Origin of the sequence: Bacteroides stercoris ATCC 43183, from assembly GCF_025147325.1 — a bacterium.
GTDB classification, from domain to species: domain Bacteria; phylum Bacteroidota; class Bacteroidia; order Bacteroidales; family Bacteroidaceae; genus Bacteroides; species Bacteroides stercoris.
In genome coordinates this window covers 3,634,895-3,658,725 of sequence record NZ_CP102262.1, presented here as the reverse complement: position 1 = coordinate 3,658,725, position 23,831 = coordinate 3,634,895, and the positions used below count along the sequence as shown (strand labels likewise).

The 23,831-nt window shown below is 45.3% G+C and carries 19 protein-coding genes and 1 rRNA gene; all 20 read left to right on the top strand.

All coding sequences use genetic code 11. From position 1 onward, the window contains the following. The first annotated feature begins 5 nt into the window (after positions 1-5). Complete coding sequence (locus tag NQ565_RS15505) at positions 6-2,414, top strand: DUF4906 domain-containing protein (RefSeq protein WP_005656824.1); 2,409 nt, start codon at positions 6-8, stop codon at positions 2,412-2,414. Between the two features lie 47 nt (positions 2,415-2,461). Further along, positions 2,462-3,013, top strand: coding sequence for a DUF1566 domain-containing protein (locus NQ565_RS15500; protein ID WP_231292992.1), 552 nt, complete (start codon positions 2,462-2,464; stop codon positions 3,011-3,013). Between the two features lie 65 nt (positions 3,014-3,078). Continuing rightward, positions 3,079-5,523 (top strand): DUF4906 domain-containing protein, encoded by a 2,445-nt coding sequence (locus tag NQ565_RS15495; protein ID WP_005656821.1) that lies wholly within the window; start codon positions 3,079-3,081, stop codon positions 5,521-5,523. Between the two features lie 65 nt (positions 5,524-5,588). Beyond that, entirely contained in the window at positions 5,589-6,113 is a 525-nt protein-coding gene (locus tag NQ565_RS15490) for a hypothetical protein (protein ID WP_229087196.1), read from the top strand. Positions 6,114-6,558: 445 nt separating this feature from the next. After that, the gene (locus NQ565_RS15485; protein WP_005656814.1) at positions 6,559-6,909 is read left to right on the top strand and encodes a hypothetical protein; all 351 of its coding nucleotides are present in this window, start codon (positions 6,559-6,561) and stop codon (positions 6,907-6,909) included. 69 nt (positions 6,910-6,978) lie between these two features. Then, entirely contained in the window at positions 6,979-8,787 is a 1,809-nt protein-coding gene (locus NQ565_RS15480) for a hypothetical protein (protein WP_005656812.1), read from the top strand. A gap of 5 nt (positions 8,788-8,792) precedes the next feature. Continuing rightward, positions 8,793-11,027: a hypothetical protein gene (locus NQ565_RS15475; protein WP_005656810.1), complete on the top strand. Its 2,235-nt coding sequence runs from the start codon at positions 8,793-8,795 to the stop codon at positions 11,025-11,027. Positions 11,028-11,548: 521 nt separating this feature from the next. Then, a complete protein-coding gene (locus NQ565_RS15470; RefSeq protein ID WP_005656806.1) occupies positions 11,549-11,836 on the top strand; it encodes a helix-turn-helix domain-containing protein in 288 nt (95 codons plus the stop codon). A 1-nt stretch (position 11,837) separates the two neighbouring features. Continuing rightward, positions 11,838-14,408, top strand: coding sequence for a DNA (cytosine-5-)-methyltransferase (dcm, locus tag NQ565_RS15465; RefSeq protein ID WP_005656804.1), 2,571 nt, complete (start codon positions 11,838-11,840; stop codon positions 14,406-14,408). Beyond that, entirely contained in the window at positions 14,405-15,577 is a 1,173-nt protein-coding gene (locus NQ565_RS15460; RefSeq protein ID WP_005656802.1) for a protein kinase family protein, read from the top strand. Before dcm ends, NQ565_RS15460 begins: the two co-directional genes overlap by 4 nt. Positions 15,578-15,582: 5 nt before the next feature. Continuing rightward, positions 15,583-15,954 carry a hypothetical protein gene (locus NQ565_RS15455; protein ID WP_005656800.1) on the top strand — a complete coding sequence of 124 codons (372 nt, stop codon included), beginning with the start codon at positions 15,583-15,585 and terminating at the stop codon, positions 15,952-15,954. 271 nt (positions 15,955-16,225) lie between these two features. Then, a complete protein-coding gene (locus NQ565_RS15450; RefSeq protein ID WP_259830367.1) occupies positions 16,226-16,360 on the top strand; it encodes a hypothetical protein in 135 nt (44 codons plus the stop codon). Positions 16,361-16,530: 170 nt separating this feature from the next. After that, positions 16,531-17,199, top strand: coding sequence for a hypothetical protein (locus tag NQ565_RS15445; protein WP_005656796.1), 669 nt, complete (start codon positions 16,531-16,533; stop codon positions 17,197-17,199). 16 nt (positions 17,200-17,215) lie between these two features. Continuing rightward, on the top strand, positions 17,216-18,601 hold the full coding sequence (gene dnaB / locus NQ565_RS15440) for a replicative DNA helicase (RefSeq protein WP_005656794.1): 1,386 nt from the start codon (positions 17,216-17,218) through the stop codon (positions 18,599-18,601). A gap of 202 nt (positions 18,602-18,803) precedes the next feature. Then, on the top strand, positions 18,804-19,289 hold the full coding sequence (locus NQ565_RS15435; RefSeq protein ID WP_016661692.1) for an HU family DNA-binding protein: 486 nt from the start codon (positions 18,804-18,806) through the stop codon (positions 19,287-19,289). Between the two features lie 115 nt (positions 19,290-19,404). Then, positions 19,405-19,506, top strand: coding sequence for a smalltalk protein (locus NQ565_RS15430; protein WP_016661691.1), 102 nt, complete (start codon positions 19,405-19,407; stop codon positions 19,504-19,506). A 63-nt stretch (positions 19,507-19,569) separates the two neighbouring features. Continuing rightward, positions 19,570-20,046, top strand: coding sequence for an N-acetylmuramoyl-L-alanine amidase (locus NQ565_RS15425; protein WP_040316137.1), 477 nt, complete (start codon positions 19,570-19,572; stop codon positions 20,044-20,046). 138 nt (positions 20,047-20,184) lie between these two features. Beyond that, complete coding sequence (locus NQ565_RS15420; RefSeq protein ID WP_050759565.1) at positions 20,185-21,462, top strand: PepSY-like domain-containing protein; 1,278 nt, start codon at positions 20,185-20,187, stop codon at positions 21,460-21,462. Positions 21,463-21,994: 532 nt separating this feature from the next. Next, positions 21,995-22,198 carry a hypothetical protein gene (locus NQ565_RS15415; protein ID WP_005656778.1) on the top strand — a complete coding sequence of 68 codons (204 nt, stop codon included), beginning with the start codon at positions 21,995-21,997 and terminating at the stop codon, positions 22,196-22,198. Between the two features lie 82 nt (positions 22,199-22,280). Further along, a 16S ribosomal RNA gene (locus NQ565_RS15410) occupies positions 22,281-23,807 on the top strand. Positions 23,808-23,831 lie beyond the last annotated feature (24 nt).

Here is a 23,831-nt window from a genome sequence, read left to right as displayed (position 1 = left end):
TTTAGATGAGAAAGATAGCAATACTGTATCTGCTTGGAGCATTACTTGTTTCGGGTTGTGTACGCGATGAGTTCGATACCACGCGTGTGGTGGAAGGCGCAGCGGCGCGTATCAGTCTGAAGATAACATTGCCCGTTATGGGTGGTGGCACCGACACACGTGCAGTATCTGCCGATGTGGAAAAACGTCTGGACAACCTGTTCGTACTGGTATTCGACGGTGGGGGCAAAATAGTGACCAGACATAGATACACGGCACAAACCGGTGCTTCGCTTTCATCTTTGCTGATAGACACCCGTTCCGGTAAGGGCCATACGCTCTGCTTTGTAGCCAACGTCAAGGACGGTATGGACAGTCAGTTAATGGCGCTTACCTCTTACAATGCCCTCAAAGGACTTTTGGTGACGGCTACCGAATTAAATCTTGGTCAGAGTACCGATGTTCCACTCATAATGACGGCAATTATGGAGAATGTAAATGTGCAAGAGGGAGCAAACTCTATCAGCAACCCCGTACAGCTTCAATTCCTGGCGGCAAAAGTCACACTGACTCTTGTCGACAATACCCCCGACACTCAGGAAGTAACCATTATCGGTTGGGATGTGCAGGATGCTCCCACACGCAGCTACCTTTTCCCCGACGATAGTAAAGACGCCAATCCCAATCCGGAAACAGCAGGTGCCGATAAGGACGAATACTGGCTGACAACCGGAGTGGACTATCCTTTTGAGGAGGAAGACAAGCAGGCAGGAACTGCTACCCAAACGCTCTATGTCTTTGAAAACCGCCGTGGTGGGCGTATAGCCAGAGCACTGCCAGCCGATCCGGATGAACAATACAGTAATATGGGGCTAAATGATAAAGACTCCCGCGGCAAGGCGTGGTATAAACCCAAGCGTGCCACTGCCATTGTTGTTACAGCCATGCACAAGGCAGATTTGGCAACAAGACAGATAAAGGCATTTATCTATTTAGGTCAGGACAACCACAGCGATTACAATATTCGGCGTGGGCATCATTATACCTTTACTGTAACGGTGAACGGTCTCAATGAGATTAAGATAGATTCGAATGTAGATTTTCTTGTGGGCGATTTTTTGGTGGATCATGGTGATAATCTGACAATGGATGCCCATCCGGATTTCCGCCCTATGCGTATTCAGGCTCCCAAAGGAACGGCAACCATGGAAATCCTGGATTCGCAGGGCAGGACTTACGACGACCCGTCGGGATTTGACGCTACCTGGCTCAAAATCTCTCCATTGAATTTGATGTATCATCAAGTGAAGCAACCCGGCAATATATGGCAGCAGGACGCAGACCCCGACAGCAAATTTGTGCGTCCTAAGTATATTCCGCACAAGAGTGTCAGAGCTAAGCTGGCAAGTAAAGGCGGATGGAATGCCATCCCTGCTGGAAAGGATAACGATGATGAAATGACCTTTGCCGATGCCACCCACCGCATGTGTTACAAGATTACCGACATACCGTTTACCGAGGTTACGGTTACACCGCAAACCTTGTACGTCTATGCTGACGACTTCCCTGTAAGAGACGGAACCCGTAATGCACGGGTACGCTTCACATATCATAAAGACGGAGATGCTCCGGATAAGTTGGGAGTCATGATTTTTGATATTACTCAAAGGGGATATATCTCTTTTTATCTGGACGACAGCCATCCGGATGCCGGACTGTATATTTTAAATGAAGACGGGACGCCGAGCAATGTAAAGCGGAAAACAGTAATCGAGAGATTTCAAGAATATAGAATAATGATGAATCCGGGCATTCCATCCAGTGTACAGTGGACAGGCGGGGTGAGGTGGGGATTCTCCAGGACCCGTTTGTATAACAAGCCGGATTTTTTCCGTAATGGTAAATATATGACAGCAAACGCCGTTTATAATGATGTAGTCCGTAATGGTAATGAGCCGACGGAATTCGGGAAGAGGACAGACTCTTATCGCGAGATGTATGGTAATAGCAATACCGACCAAGGGTCGAATGTTAATACAAAAGATCCGATTCCACCCTATACGGGAAGCAATAGCGGAGCGCCTTACTATTATCCTGATCCGGAAGAAAAGGAGATTTATCATCCGATTTATAGAACCTCTGCTGCACGGTATTGTCACGAGAAGAATCGCGACCTGAATGGAGACGGTATCATTGATGATTCTGAAACCTATTGGTATCTGCCTTCAGCACATGAATTAATAATGTGGGGCATTGCCGGAGCAATGGGGGATAGGAATGCTAACCTCTCTTCTTCAGAGTCTAATAATGCTACTGCACAGATTCGTTCTGTTTATATGACTGCATACGATGAACCTGTTATAGCTTATCATAATAAATATAGTCAGGCTTTTGTTCGCTGTTTCAGAGAATTAGAGAAAACCATAACTAAATAGTGTAATAATTATATTGAATTGGAGTTACGATAGGGATGAGAAAGTCAGTGAAAATATTATTCGGATTATTTGTCTGCCTGGCGGCAACGACCGGTCATGCTCAGAAGATAGCGAGTGAAAATGGGAAAGTTTTTATAGACTCTTCGGCAATACCGCATGTGACAACTAAAAAAGCACGGACTACTACCGCTACATCCGATTTGAAAGGGTCGAACACAGCCGATGATATAGCGTCTGTGGCAAGTAATAGCTTGGTATATTATAAGTTTGAAGTCGGGCAGGCATCCACGGACAAGCTTTCGTGGAGCGATGCTATACTTGCATGCGCAAATAAGACGGATACAGGTGGCGGTTGGCGTCTTCCTACCCAAAGGGAGTTGCAGTTAATAGGTGTACTGTCTCCGGAGCTGGAACAGCTTGGACTTTTTAAAGCAGGTGAATTTTGGTCTGCTACAGAATTGAGGAATCAAACTGGAAATGTAGGAACTCAAGCATATCGTGCTAAAGTGGAAACGAGGGCAAAAGGTTATGACCATGTATTGAGTTCGACCGCGAAATATACTCTATCCTTTTATCGCTGTATCCGCGACCTCGACTGAAAGTGTTTATTTCACACCTTAGACCTGTAATGTCTTGATAATTAGAAACGAAAACAATAGTCAATATGAAAAAGATAATAATCCTGTATTTTTTCGGTGCACTGCTCCTGTCCGGGTGCATGCGCGATGAGTTCGATACCACACGTGTGGAAGAAGGCATCGCTGCGTGTGTTAGCCTGAGAATGCTGTTGCCCGATATGACCGGTGCTGTCAGTGCAGGCGGCAGTACAGGCAATACACGCGGTGCACTCGGTTCCGGTTCCGACACCCGCACCGTTCCTTCCGATGTGGAGAATCGGCTGGACAACCTGCGTGTACTGATATTCAACGGTAGCGGCGAGGTCGTGACCAACCGCAAATACACGGCACAGCCCGATGGCCCATCGCTCTCGTCTCTTCAGATAGACACGTGGTCGGGCAGTAACCATACATTCTGCTTTGTGGCAAACAGTAAGGACGATATGGACAGTAGGCTGGCTGCCGTTACCTCTTACGACGCTCTCCGTGAATTCATGGTAACGGCGTCCGGTTTGGACTTCGGTCTGAACTCCACCGAGCCTCTTGTAATGACGGCAATCCGGGAACATGTAGACGTGCAGCCGGGCACCCATACCATCACAACCCCCGTACAGCTTCAATACCTGGCGGCAAAGCTCACGCTCACCGTCACCGACGCAACTCCCGCGGGGCAGGAAGTAACCATCATCGGCTGGGATGTGCAGGATGTTCCGGTGCGCAGCTACCTCTTTGAGGGCAATACCGACATTAATCCCAACCCGGATACCACTGCCGACGACAAAGATGAATACTGGCTGACAAGTGCCGTAGACTACCCCTTCGAAACGGAAGACAAACAGGCAAAGACCGTTTCCCAAACACTCTATCTCTTTGAGAACCGCCGGGGCGGACGTATAGCCAAAGCATTGCCCGGTGACCCCGGCAAGCAATATCCGGGCATGAAGCAAGACGATACCGACTCACGTGGCAAGGCATGGTTCAAACCCGGGCGCGCCACCGCCGTTGTCATTACTGCCATGCACACAACCGATGTCGAAGTGAAGCGGGTAAAGGCATATATCTACTTGGGCGAAGACAACCACAGCGATTACAACATTCGTCGCGGCCATCACTACACCTTTAACATTACAGTGCGTGGCGTTGACGATATCAAGGTAGATACGAATGTAGACTCTTCCGTAGGCGATTTCCTCATAGACTACGGCAGTAACCTGACCATGGACGCGCACCCCGATTTTCGTCCCATGCGCATGCACGCCGCAAACGGTACGGCCGTTGTAGAGATACTCGATTCGCAAGAACGGACCTGCAATGAATCGGGTTTTGATGCCGACTGGCTGAAAATCTCTCCCTTGAATCTGATGTATCACCAGGTGAAGCAGGCATCGCCCGACGATGTGTGGCAGCAGGCAGCCAACCCCGAAAGCAAGTTTGTGCGTCCCAAATATATTCCGCACAAAAGCATCCGGGCAAAGCTGGAAGCTGAAGGCAAGAGCGGCTGGCCTGCCGTTCCCTCAAATCAGGACGATGACGATAGCCTGCCCTTTACCGATGCTACCCACCGCATGTGCTACCGGATTACGGATATACCGTTTGCCGGGTCGTCCATAATCGACCGGACTTTCTACGTCTATGCCGACGAATTTTTGCAGAACGGCGGCAACCGTACCGCACGGGTGCGTTTCTCGTTCTATAAGGATGGGGGAAATGCGGATAAACCGGAAATACGGATTTTCATTATCAATCAGTCGGGTTATCTCTCTTTTTATACGGATGATAATCATAAGGGTGCAGGGCTGAATCTTTTGAATGAGGACGGAACGCCGGGCAGTGTGAAAAGGAAAATGGTCGTGGAAAGGTATCCGGAGTTCAACATGGTGATGAATCCGGGAATCGACCCATCGCTGCAGAACATAAGCACGATGCAATGGGGATTCTCCGACGATTATGTTTACAACAGTCCGGACAAATTCCGCAATGGCAAGTTCCTGACGGCAAATATGGTGTATACGGATGTGCAGCGTACGGATAACGAGGCAACCGGATTCGGAATGGCATCCGGTTCTTACCGGGAAATGTACGGAAGCGAGGTACGCAATACTAAAATCGGCGCTTATACCGGTACTGTTACCGGACCCTATTATTATCCGGACCCTGCCGCAGACATTTATCACCCGATATACAAGAGCTCCGCCGGACGGTATTGCCACGAGAAGAACCGCGACCTGAACGGTGACGGCATTATCGACGCATCCGAAACCAACTGGTATCTGCCTGCGCAGCAGGAGTTGCTTCTGATGCTTATTGCCCTGCCGCAAGACGAACGTAGCTTTGCAGGCAGCAGTTTTATCTCTTCTACCGAAACGGGGCCTCGTAATTATGGTTACGCAGCGGTTGGCATGAGGCAGGGTTATCCTTTTATATTCAGCAATACACAGGGTAAAATGGCGTCGGTGACTTATACCGTCCGTTGCGGCAGGGAACTGAGGTGATGTTGCACGTGAATGAATGTACGGTTATACGCAAATGAAACAGCAATGAGGATATGAGAAAAAGCATGAGAACATTATGGGTTGTGCTGTGCTGCCTGACGGTAGCGGCAGGTTATGCCCAGGAAGTGGTGAAAGAGAACGGAAAAATCATTATAGACGCTTCTGCCATACGGCACACCAAGGTTAAGAAAGCGCGTGCCACGGACGGCACAAATGCCAGGCTCGGTACGGATGATGAAACCAATATCGGTTCGGCAGCGAGTGACGAGCAGGTGTATTACAGGTTTGAACTGTCTGCTGCCAGATTTTCCGCTACCTGGATTAATGCCGTAAACAGGTGCAGGAATCTTGCCGATGATGGCGGCGGCTGGCGCTTGCCCACACTAAAGGAAGCGATACTGATTTACATCCTGTGGCCGGAGCTACAGCAGGCAGGGCTGACGGGAGTGGCAGGAGGAACGGCTACCGAAGCGGGTGGGGGCGGAAACTCATACCCGTATGTACGTTATAATGATACGGGAGCCATTGTGCTGGACGCGAAGAATGTTAGTACGGACAGATATTTTCGCTGCATCCGCGACCTTGATTGAAACTGTAGGTTCTGCTTTGTTGTCCGTGGCGGTTGGAAAAAGTAAAAGTATCCGGCTGGTATTGATAATAAGGCTTTTGCCTGAACTTTAGAATTGGAATTAGAATGATAACGAAATTAATAGAACCCGAAAACAGTCCCAATGTTATGAATAAAAAAGGTTTGTCCCGACTTTGTTCGTGTTTTTGTTTGTTTGCACACAGAGGGATATGCTACGGAATCGCTTGCGGAGGCGTCCTGTTTTTAGCGATTTTCGTAGCCGTTTTCGGTTTTCCTGTATGGGTGGCGGAGCTTTTCGAGAAGCGGATGGAGGCACGTAGGAAAAATAGAGTGGTGAACGCCGGCAGATGAATGATAATCGGTAAATGAATATTGAGTGAGAGCCGGTAGATAGATGAATGACAGATAACAGAAATATTGATAATCTTAACAATTGATAACCCGTAATGAAGAATCCTAAGAAAGAAACTCGTGATGTCATAGCCAAGCACGTCCGTTGGACCGAAGCATTGCGCGTAGTGCGCGCTTACCACCCCGAAGTAACCATTATCCTGCCCCAGGAAAAAACTCAGATTTATCCCGGCGATGATGTGCGGGGCATGATTGCCCCTGCCGTCGGTGTCATTCGCCATGCACTTGATGCAGGAGTGTGGCAGTGGCACGGATACACTGCCGAGTCGCGTGTGAAGCAGGTACGCACCCTGCTCAGCCATTACTTCCATTATCACGAGGACAGCATCCATCCGGCAGAACTCGACCTGATGATTGAAGATTTGCTGTTTGTGCATAAAGTCTGAGGGGAATTTCATGAATTAAAGTTGCTTCAATATTATTACTAAGTAAAACGTAATTTAACCGAATTATTTATGCGTATCTCAAAAGTGATTTTTATTTGCTGTTTTCTTCTGCCGTTCTTGGCTTCTTGCACCCGGGACGAAATAGAAGACAATAGTTATCCGTTAGCCGAATATGACGGCACGGGTGTTTTGTTTCGCTTAAAGGCAGAGGCTTTTGACGATACGGGTTCCGCTACCCGCACCGTGGATTTGACCGCACCTTTCGATACTCTTTGTGCCTATGTTCTCAAAGAGGGCCAAATTGACATCGACCGTGAAGTTAAATTCCCCGATCCTGCAACAGTGATGGTGGAAGGGCTCGAAACCGGCACCTACAACCTTCTTATATTAGCCATGAAAGGTAACTATAAAGAGGATGGAGCCCGGATACATAAAATAGAGAAAAGTTCCTCACCGTGGCTGTCTTTTCCTGAAAATACGCCGGCGAAGCCTCTGAAAGCCCAATATTATTATACGAATCACAAGTTCTCGGTAATAAACGGAAAAATCAAGATAGAGGAAATACGCATTCCCCAAGCTGTAGGGCTGGTTTCTTTTGATATACAATACAAAAGCGATTATGTGCGCAAATCGGTTCACGACTGTCATTTTATTCCTTCGGAAGACAGCAGGAGCTATTCTGCCCTGCATGCAGACGGCAGCCATTCGGGGCAGCGAAGCATAGCATCCTTCTCGTTATCGGAACAAAAACAGTGCTTATTTTTCCCTACCATAAAGGATGGTTTTTCCGGTCAAGTAGTAGTAAATACAATGAATCACCGAAAGGAAAGTTTTGACACGGAGTATGATGCAAAGGCAACCTTAGATGCCGCCAGGCATTCTACCATACATGTGCAGGCTGTACATCCGGAAGACAATGTGGGTACTAACCTTGCCGATGAGCTCACTCCTCTAAATTATTATACGATTCTAAGTGATGAAGAACCTGCTTCAGTCTATACCAATGCAAATCTACGGTCATTTCGTATAACCCAACCTTTGCAGATAAATATGGAGAACGATAGTTTGCACATGAGATTTTATTCTCCCGTAGGCATAAAAGAGGTTACAGTCATGGCAAAAAGTCCGACTATGGATGAATATGTGGAGTTCGTTTACATTGATAACATTCCGGCATTTGCCGATATTAAGACATCGATAAAGGTACTGGAGAAAGGATTATACCGCACTGAATCAGGTAAAGTTCTACAATTTTCAGCAGAAGAGATGAATCCGGCTTCCTTGAGTCTTAAGATAGCTTGCAACGACCCGTATTGGACTAAGATTTCCCAGATAAAAGCGAAATGGTACATCAAATTCGTACTTAATGGAGGAAATCCCGTAACAGGAACTCCCAACAAGAACTGGTGGGGAATACGCCCTGTACATTGCAGGGAAGCTGTTGCACTCTTTTTGAATATCGGATATATGTGTACGCTGGAAAAGTTCCAGCAGCGGGTTTCGACGTTCCAAGGAACCTTTCTTGACAATAACAGGTATCCAGTTGACACATCAACGCTTATATCCAGACTGGAAAACCTTTCCGGATTCGACATCGGACTTGTATATAGTGGCAATGGTGTATCAGGATTAGGTGGGGGCAGAACCTGGGGAGTCTATCAGAAATCTTTCCTTTATCATTACGAAAACAGTGGCGGATGTTGTTCCACTATTTTTCACGAATTAGGTCATTGTTTAGGGTACAACCATAATAGCACTATGACATACGGAAAGTGGGCTTCGGGATGCGCTGATGTGTTCTACAAGAATAACATAAAAGATTTTCCTGTCAATTCCCACACAATATTAAAATCAAGAAGTAATCCCAATATCTACTAATAATTATGAAACATTTGTCTGTTATTATATCTGTATTATTTTCAATACTTTGCATCGGATGCTCTAAGGAGGATTTTGATACTGGAAAAACAAATGATATTCAGAATGAGCATTCGCTCCGGCTTTTGGTCTATACACCGACTTCGGAAACTGTTTATAGTACGGAACTGCCAGGAAACATAGAGGCTTATCTGTTCAAAGAGGGAGTTCTGTCCGACGTTTACAAAAATCTGACAGTGGATAAGAACGGATACACTACAATCAGCTCGTTAGCCGAAGGAGAGCAAATCTATTTCTTTGTAAACACCGGTAATCTGCTGAATGGGATTACACAGGAAATAGGCCAATTGAAAGAGGCCGAACTGCTTGCCACTACAATATCCTCTTCCTCTCCTCAAGCAAATGGAGAGAAACCGGTGATGACTGGAAAGGCAGACTTAACCGGAAGCCAAGAAAGTACCACCCAAGTATTGCTTACACGGGCCATTGCCAGAATAGACTTAAACATAGTTGACGATGCCGACATACAAATCAATAGGATAAGTATGGATAACATACATTGTGAAGCATTCCTGCTTCCGCAAAACCCGGTCAGTTCGCCGTCCGGTGCAGCATTGGCAAAAATAGATACTACATTCAATACTCCATTGGAGCCGGGTGAATATGCCGGATTAGTCTACCTGTATGAACAAGTGGGGGACGGTATTCCTGTGGAGCTGCATGGCACCCTTGAAGGAGATCCTGTCACACTTTCACTGGCACTGCCTAACACAATCCATAGAAACCACATTTATAAAATAAAGTTATTTAGCGGAGACAGTGCTAATTTGCAGGCAAGCATATCCGTGGAAAATGAAAGTTGGGAAGTCGAAGAAACTATCACGGCAAAACCTTCTACCAATATTTTGGTTAATAGTGAACTTTCTACTTTGTCTGACGGGGCATATGTAAGTGCAACAAAAGATACGGTTTACCTCCCGAGCAAGGAGTCAACGTCGATACTTGTACTGGATAAGATACCGGAAGATGCAGAATTCACAATTGATGGGACAACAGCCTCCATTACTCCGTATACAGAAACTCGTGCCGACCTTCAAGGGAAAAAGTTCTTGGTACGCACTTCTTGGAAAAAACCGGGTACTGAGGCAGAATATGTGTACCTGAATATGCACAGCAAGAAGCACCCGGGGCACTACAGTGGCCGGCTGGTAATTGTCCAGTCCAATGCCACGACCTTCAAGGGAGAATTGTATAATCATCTTACAAACACTCCTCCCTATAACATTCATTTCAATAAATATGTCGACAGTGCTTTAGGCCAGATAGAGGTACCTAAGAACTGTGAGGTTATTGTCAGTGGTGGCAGTTGGCTAAGGGCGATACCCCAAGGAGACGGAGTTTATGAAATTCAGGCAGGCTACAAGCCTAACGATCCGGAGGCCAATGGTAGCACTCAGGAGGGTTTGCTCACTGTAAGCGGTCCGAATGGCATACATGAAACATACACCGTTACCCGGCTGAATCACGGCTTGCCTGTTGTCCTTATGGGTGACACTTACTGGTGTCGTTTCAACTTACAAGGAAATTCAAAGAGTTTCGATGACCAGATAACCGTCAGTGAATCTGAAACAATAGGTGATCTGTCTGCCTATTTTGCCTCTTGTTCTGACGAGGAATTTGTACGTTTAACCGGCAGTCAGTATAAAGGGCGTTATACGCAGGGAATGAATTTAAAGTATGACGCATCCGTCCCGCGTTTCTATTTCGATTCGTATGGGGCGCTCCAGAATCCGGCAATCATAGGAAATGGACCGGTAAACAGCCATTGTCCGGACGGATACCAGCTTCCTGCTTCGAAAGATTTTGAGCATTTGCTAAAATCGGGGGCTGTTAACTACACGCTTAATGGCGCACCGGTAAATTACACTACAGGTAGTGGAAGACCGGCCGTTATTTCAGCCCATAGCCGAGGAAATGTAGCGTGGGAAGGAGGCCTCCTTGCAACAGCCACTTACATTCAAATCGCTTTTGACGAAAACAATCTGGTCTTGGGAGCATTAGGCCATCAATTTGATTCTTCAAAATCAATTGTTTCAAAGGTATTGTGGGCAACCATAAGTGGAGGACACCAAAGCTGGACTCATACAGAAACTACAGCCAAGGCGGAAGACCATAATGCAAACAAATCCCGTACGGTTCGCTGCATTAAGACGCCACCGGCCTTTATAATAGAAGAATAATTCGGTGTTAATTCTTGGTGGCTTTTTCTTAGTATGATTGGGGAATTTGAGCAGAGTGACGCTGTGCTGCCTGGCGGTAGCAGCAGGTTATGCCTAGGAAGTGGTGAGAACGGATACACTGCCGAGTCGCGTGTGAAGCAGGTATGTATCCTGCTCAGCCATTTTCCACTATCAAGAGGATAGCATCCATCTATATTGCCTTACAGTGTGAATCCTTGTTAAGCAGTAGGGTATATAAATTATAATCCCCCTATAAATCTTATAATCGTTTATAGGGGGATTTGCTGTAAGATAATATGTAGTTACCCTCAAGAAATAGTTTGAGGAGTAAAGGTAGAACATATGGCAGTCCATGCAATAGTAAAGGAAAGTAGGGGTATTTAAAGAAAATAGATGAATAATTAGCTGTACCACAATCACTAAATTTAAGCCAATCAAATTATTGGCTCAAATTTAGTGCATAAACAAAATAAAAGTCGTAATTTTGCCAAATAATGTCAAGACGCTAAAGGGTAAAATAAATGTTTTCAGAACGTATAAAAGAACTTCGTATTCAAAATCAGATACCGCAGCGGCAAATTGCTGCAGCTTTAGATATCGATACAGCTACATATTGCAAAATAGAGAAAGGCGAAAGAAAAGCAAAAAAAGAACAAATTACTATTTTGTCAAAAATGCTTCATGTCAATGCCGAACATTTATTAACTTTATGGCTTGCAGACAAAGTGTCAGCTGTGGTATCTAATGACCAAAAAGTAGCATCTAAAGCATTGCTGTTAGTAGTTGAAACATTGAAACAAGATATATAATATGGCTAAAGTAAAATATGATATGATGGATTCAGATTTAGCTTCGGCTGTATTATCTGAAGCTAAATCAGTTTATGGTCTTAAAACCTATATCAGCCTATTTAGTAGTGCAGGGGTTGGCTGTTATGGATTCAAAGAAGAGGGGTTCTACTGTATTGCAACAGTAGAATTGTTAGAGCGACGATTAAAAATACAATCATATAATCACAAGTGTGCGTATAAGAGTGGTTATATTTGTGGTGATATGACCTTACAGGAAACCAAAGATAAAGTTTTTAATGAACTTACTCTTTGGAAAAGCGCACTTAATGTTACAGATCTTGATGTGCTTATTGCCACTCCACCGTGTCAAGGCATGTCTGTAGCCAACCATAAAAAGAAAGACGAGCTAAAACGTAACTCATTGGTTGTAGAGTCAATAAAAATGACACAACAAATCAAACCTAAATTTTTTATTTATGAGAATGTTCGTGCGTTTTTAAGTTCGGTTTGTACTGATATTGATGGTCAAGACAAGTCGATAAAAGAGGCCATAAACAGTAATTTATCAGGAATTTATAATATTTCGTATCAAGTTCTTAATTTTAAGGATTATGGCAATCCATCCAGTCGTACACGAACTCTTGTAGTCGGAGTTAGGAAAGATTTGAAAGAGATTACACCTTTTGATTTATATCCAAATAAACAACCTGAAAGAACATTGCGTCAGGTTATAGGACATCTTCCGTCTTTAACAAAAATGGGAGAAATATCACCTGATGATATATACCATAATTTCCGACGATACTCTTCGCATATGGAAGCATGGATTGCCGATATTAAGGAAGGGCAATCTGCTTTTGACAATACCGATATATCAAAAATTCCGCATACAGTTAAAGATGGTGTTGTTGTATATAATGCCCGGAAAAATGGAGATAAATATACTCGGCAATGTTGGGATAAGGTAGCTCCTTGTATTCACACGCGTAATGATATTATGGCGAGCCAGAATACAGTACATCCTACTGACAATCGTGTTTTCAGTATTAGGGAAATAATGCTTATGATGTCGGTTCCCTCGTCTTTTGCATGGTCTGATATATCATTTAAAGATTTGAATGCTTTATCCGAGAAACAAAAACGAGAGTTTTTGAAGAAAGAAGAAATAAATATTCGCCAAAACTTAGGAGAAGCTGTTCCAACTGTTATATTTCGACAAATTGCACATAAAATACGGAAAGTTTTATGTAAACCGATCTTGTCAGAACAGGACATTAAAGTACTGATCGAAAAAAAACAATTAACAAATCCGTCATATTTGCTGGACTATATTAAAACTTCCAATTATCATAGCTTTGCGGATTTATCAAAAATTGCAGAATTGGCAAATGCACAAAGAGAGGATAATGCAGCATATTACACAAGACAAGACATTTGTTTCTCTATTGTTAAGAATCTGCCCGAAGCAAAGGATTATACGGAATTAAATATCTTGGAACCGTCCATTGGCGTGGGCAATTTTTTGCCGACATTAATACAAAAGTATTCAAATATTCCTATTGTAAATATTGACGTGGTTGATATTGATTCTGTAAGCATTGAAATTCTGAAAGAATTGGTAGGCAAGATAAATATACCATCTAACGTACATATAAATTACATACATGCAGATTTTTTGTTGTATCAATTTAATAAGAAGTATGACATTGTTGTAGGTAATCCGCCATATAAAAAGCTGACAAAAGAAAAAGAATTGCTTTCTCTTTACAAATCAGAATCTTACAATAAGGATACTAATAATATATTTTCATTTTTCATAGAGAAAGCTATGAGAATAGGTAATATTGTATCATTGGTTGTGCCTAAAAGTCTTATAAATGCTCCCGAATTTAATACGACACGTTTATTAATGAAAGAAAAGAGATTGTCGCATATCATAGATTTCGGAGAAAAGGGATTTAAGGGGGTGAAAATTGAAACAATTTGCTTTATTCTTGATACTCGGAAAAAACCGAAAAATACAATTGTTGAATCTTATATTACGAATAGTGTAGATGAACACCAGCAAACATATTTGATGGATGATAAATTTCCCTATTGGTTGATTTATCGTAATGATGAATTTGATAAGGTCGCAAATAAGATGGATTTTAATGTCTTTAAGGCATATAGAGATAGGGTTATAACAAAATCCATAACGAAGAGCAATGGGAAAATTCGTGTTCTCAAATCACGTAATATTGGAGATAACGAGATAATCAATATCCCCGAATATGATAGTTATATTGATGACATAGAAGGTTTGGATGTTGCAAAGTATTTGAATCAGGCGAATTGTATCTTATTACCTAATCTTACATATAATCCACGTGCTTGTTTCTTGCCGAAAGGGTGCATAGCTGATGGTTCTGTAGCAATTCTCACGCTTGCAAATGCTGGTGATTCAATCACTAAAACAGATTTGGCATTTTACGCAACGGATAGTTTTACCAAATTTTATGCGATTGCGCGTAATTTAGGAACACGTTCACTTAATATTGACAATAATTCCGTTTTCTTTTTTGGAAAACTTAAATCTCAACGAGTATGAGAGAAGTTATAAATGAATATCTTAGCCAATTCGATTTGGATGTACGAAAATCTCATAATGCGAGGTATGTAGATCAAAAGTGTACTCCAGATATTGTATGCTTTATGGCTGATTGCGTAATGAATATGATTGCCACTAAGCCAGTGTTTGTTATTAATGATGTATGGGAAACCGAATACTTTATTCAAAATTCAAGAGTGATATTTAATAAACCTTGGGCTAATGATAAGAAAGCTTATAATGAATACAACAAAGTTCTTTCACAGCCATTAAAGCTTTTGGCATATGCGCATGTTCTGAATGTTGAAAAGATCAATAGTGCACTTACTTTTTCTGTTGCCAATGAAGATTTGTTGGATTACATTTCAAGAAAAGACCGTAACGCATATAACTTCCTATATTGTTATTTCATGAAAGTTATGTCAGATAGTGGATTCAGTAAATTCTTCGATGAGTATACGAAAGAAAGTGTTTCTAATCCTATTGCAGCTAGAGAGGTGTTGTATGACCGTTATTATAGGTTTATAAATGGTAATACTCCGACACATTCACGGTTAGATATAAGACGTATGTTTCATAAAGTAGTAAATGTGTTTGCTGTAGAACATCATCTTCGTGGTAGTAGTGGAAAATTGACATATTACTCTGATTTAATGTACAACAAAAAGAATTGGAGAGATATAGACAAAGATAAAACTGTAACACGGCAGGAGGCATTGAATCCAGAAATTAAAGAAAGGCAAGAAGCTATTAATACATATTATGTCCAAAAGGCAATAGCTCTGATTCGCAAAATTCATTCAGATAGCGAGGTTAAAGATAGTTGGGGAAATGGTGAAGCTACGCAAGTACATCATATATTTCCTAAAGCGCAATTTCCTCAGATTGCTCATTATGTCGAAAATCTGATATTATTGACTGCAACCCAACACAATACAAAGGCTCACCCAAATAATAAAACTCAACAGATAAACAAGGACTATCAATTGGTTTGTCTATTAGCAAAAGCCGATACTATTGAGAACTCATTGCAACTTGTTGGTGATAAGTATTATCGAAAAGAATCATTTGTATATGTTATCAATACAGGATTGGCAACTGATTTAAGTACAAACCTGACTTTTGTAGAGATAAAAAAGAAATTAGTTCAATTTTATAATGCAGCGTAAATATTATGTATAAACAAAGTTTTGGATCAATTGGACAAATGCAATTTGCTAATGAACAGGAATATTACAGATTGCTTGGTTATCTTGCTAAATCAAATGGAAGTACCGAGTTGGTATGGGAAAGGAATGAAGAGCAAGGAGCTTGGGAGAGTGAAGGTAGAATTAAGTTTTTATCTCCTAAACCTAATAATATAGGAATATTAAAACTAACAGCAGGAGTAGGTAAAATATTATATCGGGTGAATTGCAATGAGTTTGTAAAAAATATATATGAAAATCACAATTTTGTACAGGGTAAAGTGCAAAATATAGAACGGATTAGAGAAACAATTCCAATAGAATTTATGAATAATTTCAATGAGGGGCTTAATTTGTAAATAAAAACTATTTCCAGCAAACTGGGTATCTTTAATTCTATGTATTTTTCTCACCACCGGAGTCTCTGTTTCACAACCATTAATTCAGTGAAATAAAATACGTACTTTCCTTTCTAATTGTTTGTAAAGTAAATATTTACATGATTTTACGTGTAAATATTTACTTTTCATGCCTCTTCGTTATTTGATATTTTTGTGTATTCATCGTGCATTGGGGCAGTGAAACGCTTCCGGGCGGTGTGGTATAAATTTTAAACAATTAGAAAGAATAATGAAATCAATGAAAACACATCGTCTGTCAGGGGCGGACACATCGTCTGTTACACTCGTATACATCATCCGTAGGGGTGGAACGCATCATCGGTTCTGCCGCTCTGCGTCGCTGTTCCGTACCGCTACGCCGTAGATATACGATAGTATATCTTATCTTCTATTGAATTATATTGTGTACGCTGCGTGGCCGGAAGCATGGCTGCCGCACGTGCATAACCGGTTGACGTAAAGGCATGTGCCGTGACCGCCGGAGCGGTCGTTTTCCGGTTTCGACATTTATCAATATTTATCTGTAACTTTAGTATGAAAAACAATTTGCTTAGAATGGGCTATGTCATGGTTTCGCGTGCATTGCTACAAGAGATTTGCGAGAAAAAAGGTGCGGCATGCTGCGAGGAAGAAGCCTTCCTGCGGGTGCTGACAAACGTCAACTTCAAGCCTGCCGTAGTATTCTGCAACGGAGCCGGGGTGCAGTGTGCCCGTGGAGAGTCCGTCATCACTTTTATGGGCTGGGCGGACATATTCGGCTGGACAAGGGCGCGTACCCGGCGCTTTTTCGACCGGTGCTTCGCTGCAGGACTTATCGAGCGCGTGCCGGGCTGTTGCCCCAGCCACATCCATGTGCCCGGCTATGATGCCTGGACGGGACAGCCGGTATCCATTGGGAAGGTTATGAACGCTGCCGGTAGCTTTTCCGCTGCTGCCGCCCCCGTTGCCGCCAAGTCGAAATCCTCCGCCGCTTTCGAAGAGTCGTTGAGGGAGTTTCTTGCCTATTACGGCCGCACCACCCACCTGCCGGTGGAGAACGGCAGCTATGTCCGCGCCCTTTGGAAAAAACTCTCCACCCGCGAGCGCGAACTTGCCTACCGGAAAGTGGAAGATTATTATTTCAGCCTGAACAATACGCATTTCTGCTACCAGGCTGCCAAGTATCTGGAATATAGAATCTTTGAAAACGAATTTGTCAATTAATCGCCCTTTTACCTTTATGGCAGAAATCTTCAATCCTCATGATGCCGACCTGGAGTCGGTAATCTTAGGCGCTTGTCTCGCCGAAAGTACCGCTATGGTGCTTGTAAGTGGGAAGCTGTGCCCCGAAATGTTTTACGAAGCGAAGTATGGCGAAATCTTTGCCGCCCTGCTTGCCATGCACCGCGCGGGCAAGGCGATAGACATCATTACGGTGCGTGCCGAGCTTGCCGCCCGTGGCAAACTGGAGTTCGTGGGCGGCGCCTTCGAACTGGCGCGTCTGTTGGGCAGGGTGGCATCGTCCGCCCACCTGGAGTATCATGCGCTTATCTTGCGCGGCATGTATATCCGGCGCGAGATGATTAGCGGCCTGCATCGTCTGCTTGCCGTAGCCGCCGATGAGTCGGTGGATTTGGGCGATGCCCTGGCCGGACTGCATCAGCTTATCGACCACCTGGAAGGTAAAACCGACTTTGCCGGCTGCCTGCGCGACATGGACCGCCTGATGCTGGATACCCTTAGGCAAATGGACGGCAGGGTGGCGAACAACCGCGACGGCATCACCGGCATCCCCACCGGCCTGCGCGACCTCGACAGGCTCACTGCCGGCTGGCAGCGGGGCGATCTGCACATCATAGCCGCCCGTCCTTCGGTGGGCAAGACCGCCTTTGCCCTGCATCTGGCACTGGTGGCGGGACGTGCCGGGAAGCAGGTGTTGGTGAACAGCCTCGAAATGCAGGGCGAAAGGCTGGGCGACCGCTGGCTCTGCGCACAGGCTGCCTCGCTGGATGCCGGACACCTCAAAAGCGGGCAACTCAGCGCCGACGAGCAGCAACAGGCTCTGGAAGCCGCCCGGCAACTGTCGTGCCTGCCTGTGTATGTGGACGACAACCCGAAGGCGAGCATGGATCATATCCGCTCGTCGGCTCTGCTGCAAAAGAGCAAGGGGCATTGCGACCTGCTGATTATCGACTATCTGCAACTCTGCGATATGAAGTCGGAACAGAAGAACCGCAACCGTGAACAGGAAGTGGCGGAAGCGAGCCGCAAGGCAAAGCTGATAGCCAAGGAGCTGGATATTCCCGTTATCCTGCTCTGCCAGTTGAACCGTGAGTGCGAGATGCGTGCCGACAAGCGGCCTGCACTGAGCGACCTCAGAGAGAGCGGCGCCATCGAGCAGGATGCCGATGTGGTGATGTTGCTCTATCGTCCCGCACTGTACGGACTGACGTCCGAGCGCAAGAGCAAATTCCCTTCCGAAGGGTTGGGCATGGTGATTCTTGCCAAGCACCGCAACGGCGAGACGGGAGATGTATATTTCGGGCATAACCCCACGCTGACGAAGATTGGCGAGTACGAACCCACACTGGAGTGGATGGCGAGAAACGCACGCTCTTCCTGTTAGAAAAAAACTTCGCTTTTACCGGAAAATAAATGGCAAAATACTTGACTTTGCCTCTCTGATTTCGTATCTTTGTGATGTGCTCGAGAAGGGAAGTAATTATTGGATAAGGCGCCTTAAATCTTTTGTTTGTTGTGTGGCCCGGGCTTTTTCTTTTAAGAATTTTATTTACTGTTTTTTTAATCTAAACCTAAACTTTATTTTTATGGATGTACTTGTAGAACGCTTTCAGCGTCGTAGAATCGTGAGCGATAAAAGCTCTCCCATGTTGTATTATCTCCGTCAGAAACCCAAAACGTGCGGAACGGTGGATATCGATGTCCTCGCCGCCAGTATTCAGAAGAACTGCGCCATGACAAAAGGCGATGTGAAGCACGTGATAGAGGCTCTTGTGGAAGAGATTCAGGCGAACCTTGCCAACGGCGACAAGGTGAAGCTGAACCAGCTCGGCACGCTTCACATGACGTTCCGCTGTCCGGGTGTGGAGAAGTCGGAAGACTGCACGGTGAGGAATATCTCCAAAGTGAATATCCGCTTTGTGCCCGACAAGGAGCTGAAGCTTGTGAACGGCAGTACGGCTGCCACCCGCAGCCCGGCAAACGTGGCTTTCTCGCTGGACAAGCCTGCGGACGGCAGTTCTTCCGGTGGTAGCGGCGGCAATAGCGGCGAAGAGGAGAATCCGCTCGGATAGTCGGTTTCCTGCTGATTTTCGGATTTTTTTTTCATCCCGTTTTCCTTTTTTATGCGGAACAGCATTCGGGCACGCCCTTATCATAGTTTTTAACCTAACCCTTAATTTAAATCTTATGGCAACAAAATCAAACTGGTGGGACAAGCTCCTTAAAATCGTAATCGCCGTAGCTTCGGCTGTTTTAGGCGCTTTAGGCATGAACGCAATGCCCGCCTGATTGTACTTCATACGTAAATTACGTACTTAATTCTTAAGTTACTTAACTTTATACTTAATAAAAGTGAGATTTATCAACCTCATCGTCATTCACTGTTCCGCTACCCGCTGTGACCGTAGCTACACCGAACATGACTTGACAACAGACCACCTGCGCCGGGGCTTCTCCGACGCAGGTTATCACTATTACATCCGCAGGAACGGCGATATAAAGACGCTCCGTCCCATGACACAGCCCGGTGCGCATGTCCGCGGCCACAACGCCCACAGTTTGGGCATCTGCTACGAAGGCGGACTCGATGCGCACGGACATCCAGCCGATACCCGCACCGATTTTCAGAAACACTCCCTGCGGGTGCTCGTAATGCTGTTGCTGCGCGATTATCCCGGCAGCCGCCTCTGCGGTCACCGCGACCTCAGTCCCGACCTGAACGGCAACGGCGAGATAGAACCCGAAGAGTGGATAAAGGAGTGTCCCTGCTTCGATGCGGCTGCGATTGTGCGGGAAGCAGCGCCGCCTAATCCGGGGTGTGCGGGGTGAGGGGAGATGTTTTTTCAGTCTTTCCAGTTTCTTTCCAGATTTGCCCCATACTTTTGTGGCATGAGAAGAGGTTGTATCAATGAAGCCTCTTATGATAAAGAGAAAAACAGTGTCTTGAATTTGTAAATGAAAAAAAGAATGATTATGAAAAAACATTTGTTTGCCATGGTTTGTATGGCTGTGAGTTTGTGGAGTTGCAGTAACGACGATGCACCTGGTGTCGGTGGTCCGGAAAACGGTAAGGTGAGTGCCGAGGCGCAGGCTGCTTTGTTTCAGCTCTATCCGAATGCTACCGATGTGAACTGGTCGGTGAAAGGCGAGTATGTGGTGGCGGATTTCAATATGGCGGCTACCCGTGCGGCAGCAGGCGAATATGCGGCCTGGTTCGACAATGCCGGCCGGTGGTACATGACGACGGACAGTGAAATCCTCTTCGACCAGTTACCCGCAGAAGTGAAAACCGCTTTCGGCGAGAGCGAGTACTCCGCATGGACCGTCGACGAGGTGGAACGGATTCAGCGCAATGGCTTGGAAGATGTCTATGTGATTGAAGTGAAGAATACGGTAGACGGCGTGGCAACGGAAATCGACCTTTATTATTCGAAGGACGGCGTACTGGTGAAAAAGCTGGTCGACATGGACGAAGATTATGATTACAGCGATTACATCCCCGTAGCTCCGGCCGCAGGTGTGGACGCGTTCCTGAAAGCGAATTTCCCCAATGCCCGCATTTTGGACATCGACCGTGAAGATAACATGACGGAAGTGGAAATTCTGGATGGAAAGGTAGTGCGCGAACTGCTGTTTGACGGGACGGGCAACTGGCTGTTTACCAAGACCGAAATGAGCTATGCCGCATTGCCCGCTGTGGTGAAACAGGCGTTGGACGCTTCTGAATATGCCGGTTACCGGGTGGACGATGTAGACCATTATGTAACTTCGGCAGAGGAATATTACCGCCTCGAACTGGAGTCTGTCATGGGTGACGTGAAAGTAAAGATTACCGCCACCGGCGAATTGTCGCCGATGGAGCAGAACCCTGCCGGACCCGGAAATAACGCCGGCGGCATACTGACCGACAAAATCAAGGAGTTCATCACTCAGAAATATGCGGGAGCGCGTATCATCGAATCCGATATGGAGAAAGGCATGACGGAAGTGGAAATTTTTCACGAAGGACGTGAGAAAGATGTGTACTTCAACGGTGCGCAGGATTGGGTGAGAACCGAATGGGGCGTGCGGGTGAATGAACTTCCCGCGGCTGTGCTCGATGTTATCAGAAAAACGTATGCGGATTATAGGATAGATGATGCGGATTATGTGGAAACACGTACCGAATCGTATTATCTGGTGGAATTGGAACGGGGAGAAAACGAAGTCGATCTGCGTATTCTTCCAAACGGAACGATTCTTTAACGGAGTGATTCTTTAAACGAAAATGGCTTTGACAGCCTCTGATATGTGCGCGCGTACGGGCGCGCATATATTATATTGTGTACCTCTTTTCATCCCTTTCTCCTTTCTGCTGGCATTCAAAAAAAACATGTTCTTCAACATGTTTATCAATCAGCGTGTTACGAAAAAGTTTTCATATTCCGTGTAAAAAATCTCCTTATATATTTGGCTTGTATGTTATAAAGTCCTACTTTTGCACCCGCTTTCGAGAACGGGAGCAGCGATGTTTTGACATTCTGACAGGAACGGCGTAGGAACTCTTACCTATTTCTTCTGCTTGGGGCTTGTTTCTTTCTGAAATCCCTCCTTTGAAAAAGCAGAATGAAAAAAAACTTCCGAAAACATTTGGAAGATATGAAATAAAATTCTTATCTTTGCACCCGCTTTCAAAAAGTAAGCAGCGTTGGTTGACACTTTTTCTTGAATCCGGGTCGGTAAAACAATCTTTCTTTTGTTCTCCCTTTCGCAAGAGAGATGACGGGAAAAAGGAAAGATGAAAAAAAACTTCCGAAAATATTTGGAAGATATACTTAAAAGTTTTTACCTTTGCATCCGCTTTCCTGAAAAGAAAGCCGACATAAAAGAAGCGATCTTTGAAGAGATTTACATAAACAATACAAGTAGTACAAGAGCAAGACTTGTTCCTGAAAAAGAAACGGTCTTGGGTAAAATAAAAAGAACCGTCATTACTTATTAAATAGGTAATAGATACTTTTTAAATTCGAGCGTCCTGAACAGAGCAACAACCATTCCTATATGGAATGATTAACAATACTTTTACAATGAAGAGTTTGATCCTGGCTCAGGATGAACGCTAGCTACAGGCTTAACACATGCAAGTCGAGGGGCAGCATCATCAAAGCTTGCTTTGATGGATGGCGACCGGCGCACGGGTGAGTAACACGTATCCAACCTGCCGACAACACTGGGATAGCCTTTCGAAAGAAAGATTAATACCGGATGGCATAGTTTTCCCGCATGGGATAATTATTAAAGAATTTCGGTTGTCGATGGGGATGCGTTCCATTAGGCAGTTGGCGGGGTAACGGCCCACCAAACCAACGATGGATAGGGGTTCTGAGAGGAAGGTCCCCCACATTGGAACTGAGACACGGTCCAAACTCCTACGGGAGGCAGCAGTGAGGAATATTGGTCAATGGACGAGAGTCTGAACCAGCCAAGTAGCGTGAAGGATGACTGCCCTATGGGTTGTAAACTTCTTTTATACGGGAATAAAGTGAGCCACGTGTGGCTTTTTGTATGTACCGTATGAATAAGGATCGGCTAACTCCGTGCCAGCAGCCGCGGTAATACGGAGGATCCGAGCGTTATCCGGATTTATTGGGTTTAAAGGGAGCGTAGGCGGGTTGTTAAGTCAGTTGTGAAAGTTTGCGGCTCAACCGTAAAATTGCAGTTGATACTGGCGACCTTGAGTGCAACAGAGGTAGGCGGAATTCGTGGTGTAGCGGTGAAATGCTTAGATATCACGAAGAACTCCGATTGCGAAGGCAGCTTACTGGATTGTAACTGACGCTGATGCTCGAAAGTGTGGGTATCAAACAGGATTAGATACCCTGGTAGTCCACACAGTAAACGATGAATACTCGCTGTTGGCGATATACAGTCAGCGGCCAAGCGAAAGCATTAAGTATTCCACCTGGGGAGTACGCCGGCAACGGTGAAACTCAAAGGAATTGACGGGGGCCCGCACAAGCGGAGGAACATGTGGTTTAATTCGATGATACGCGAGGAACCTTACCCGGGCTTAAATTGCAACTGACTGAATCGGAAACGGTTCTTTCTTCGGACAGTTGTGAAGGTGCTGCATGGTTGTCGTCAGCTCGTGCCGTGAGGTGTCGGCTTAAGTGCCATAACGAGCGCAACCCTTACGGGTAGTTACCATCAGGTTATGCTGGGGACTCTACCCGGACTGCCGTCGTAAGATGTGAGGAAGGTGGGGATGACGTCAAATCAGCACGGCCCTTACGTCCGGGGCTACACACGTGTTACAATGGGGGGTACAGAAGGCAGCTACACGGCGACGTGGTGCTAATCCCGAAAGCCTCTCTCAGTTCGGATTGGAGTCTGCAACCCGACTCCATGAAGCTGGATTCGCTAGTAATCGCGCATCAGCCACGGCGCGGTGAATACGTTCCCGGGCCTTGTACACACCGCCCGTCAAGCCATGAAAGCCGGGGGTACCTGAAGTACGTAACCGCGAGGAGCGTCCTAGGGTAAAACTGGTGATTGGGGCTAAGTCGTAACAAGGTAGCCGTACCGGAAGGTGCGGCTGGAACACCTCCTTTCTGGAGCGACGCTCAGAAAAAAGA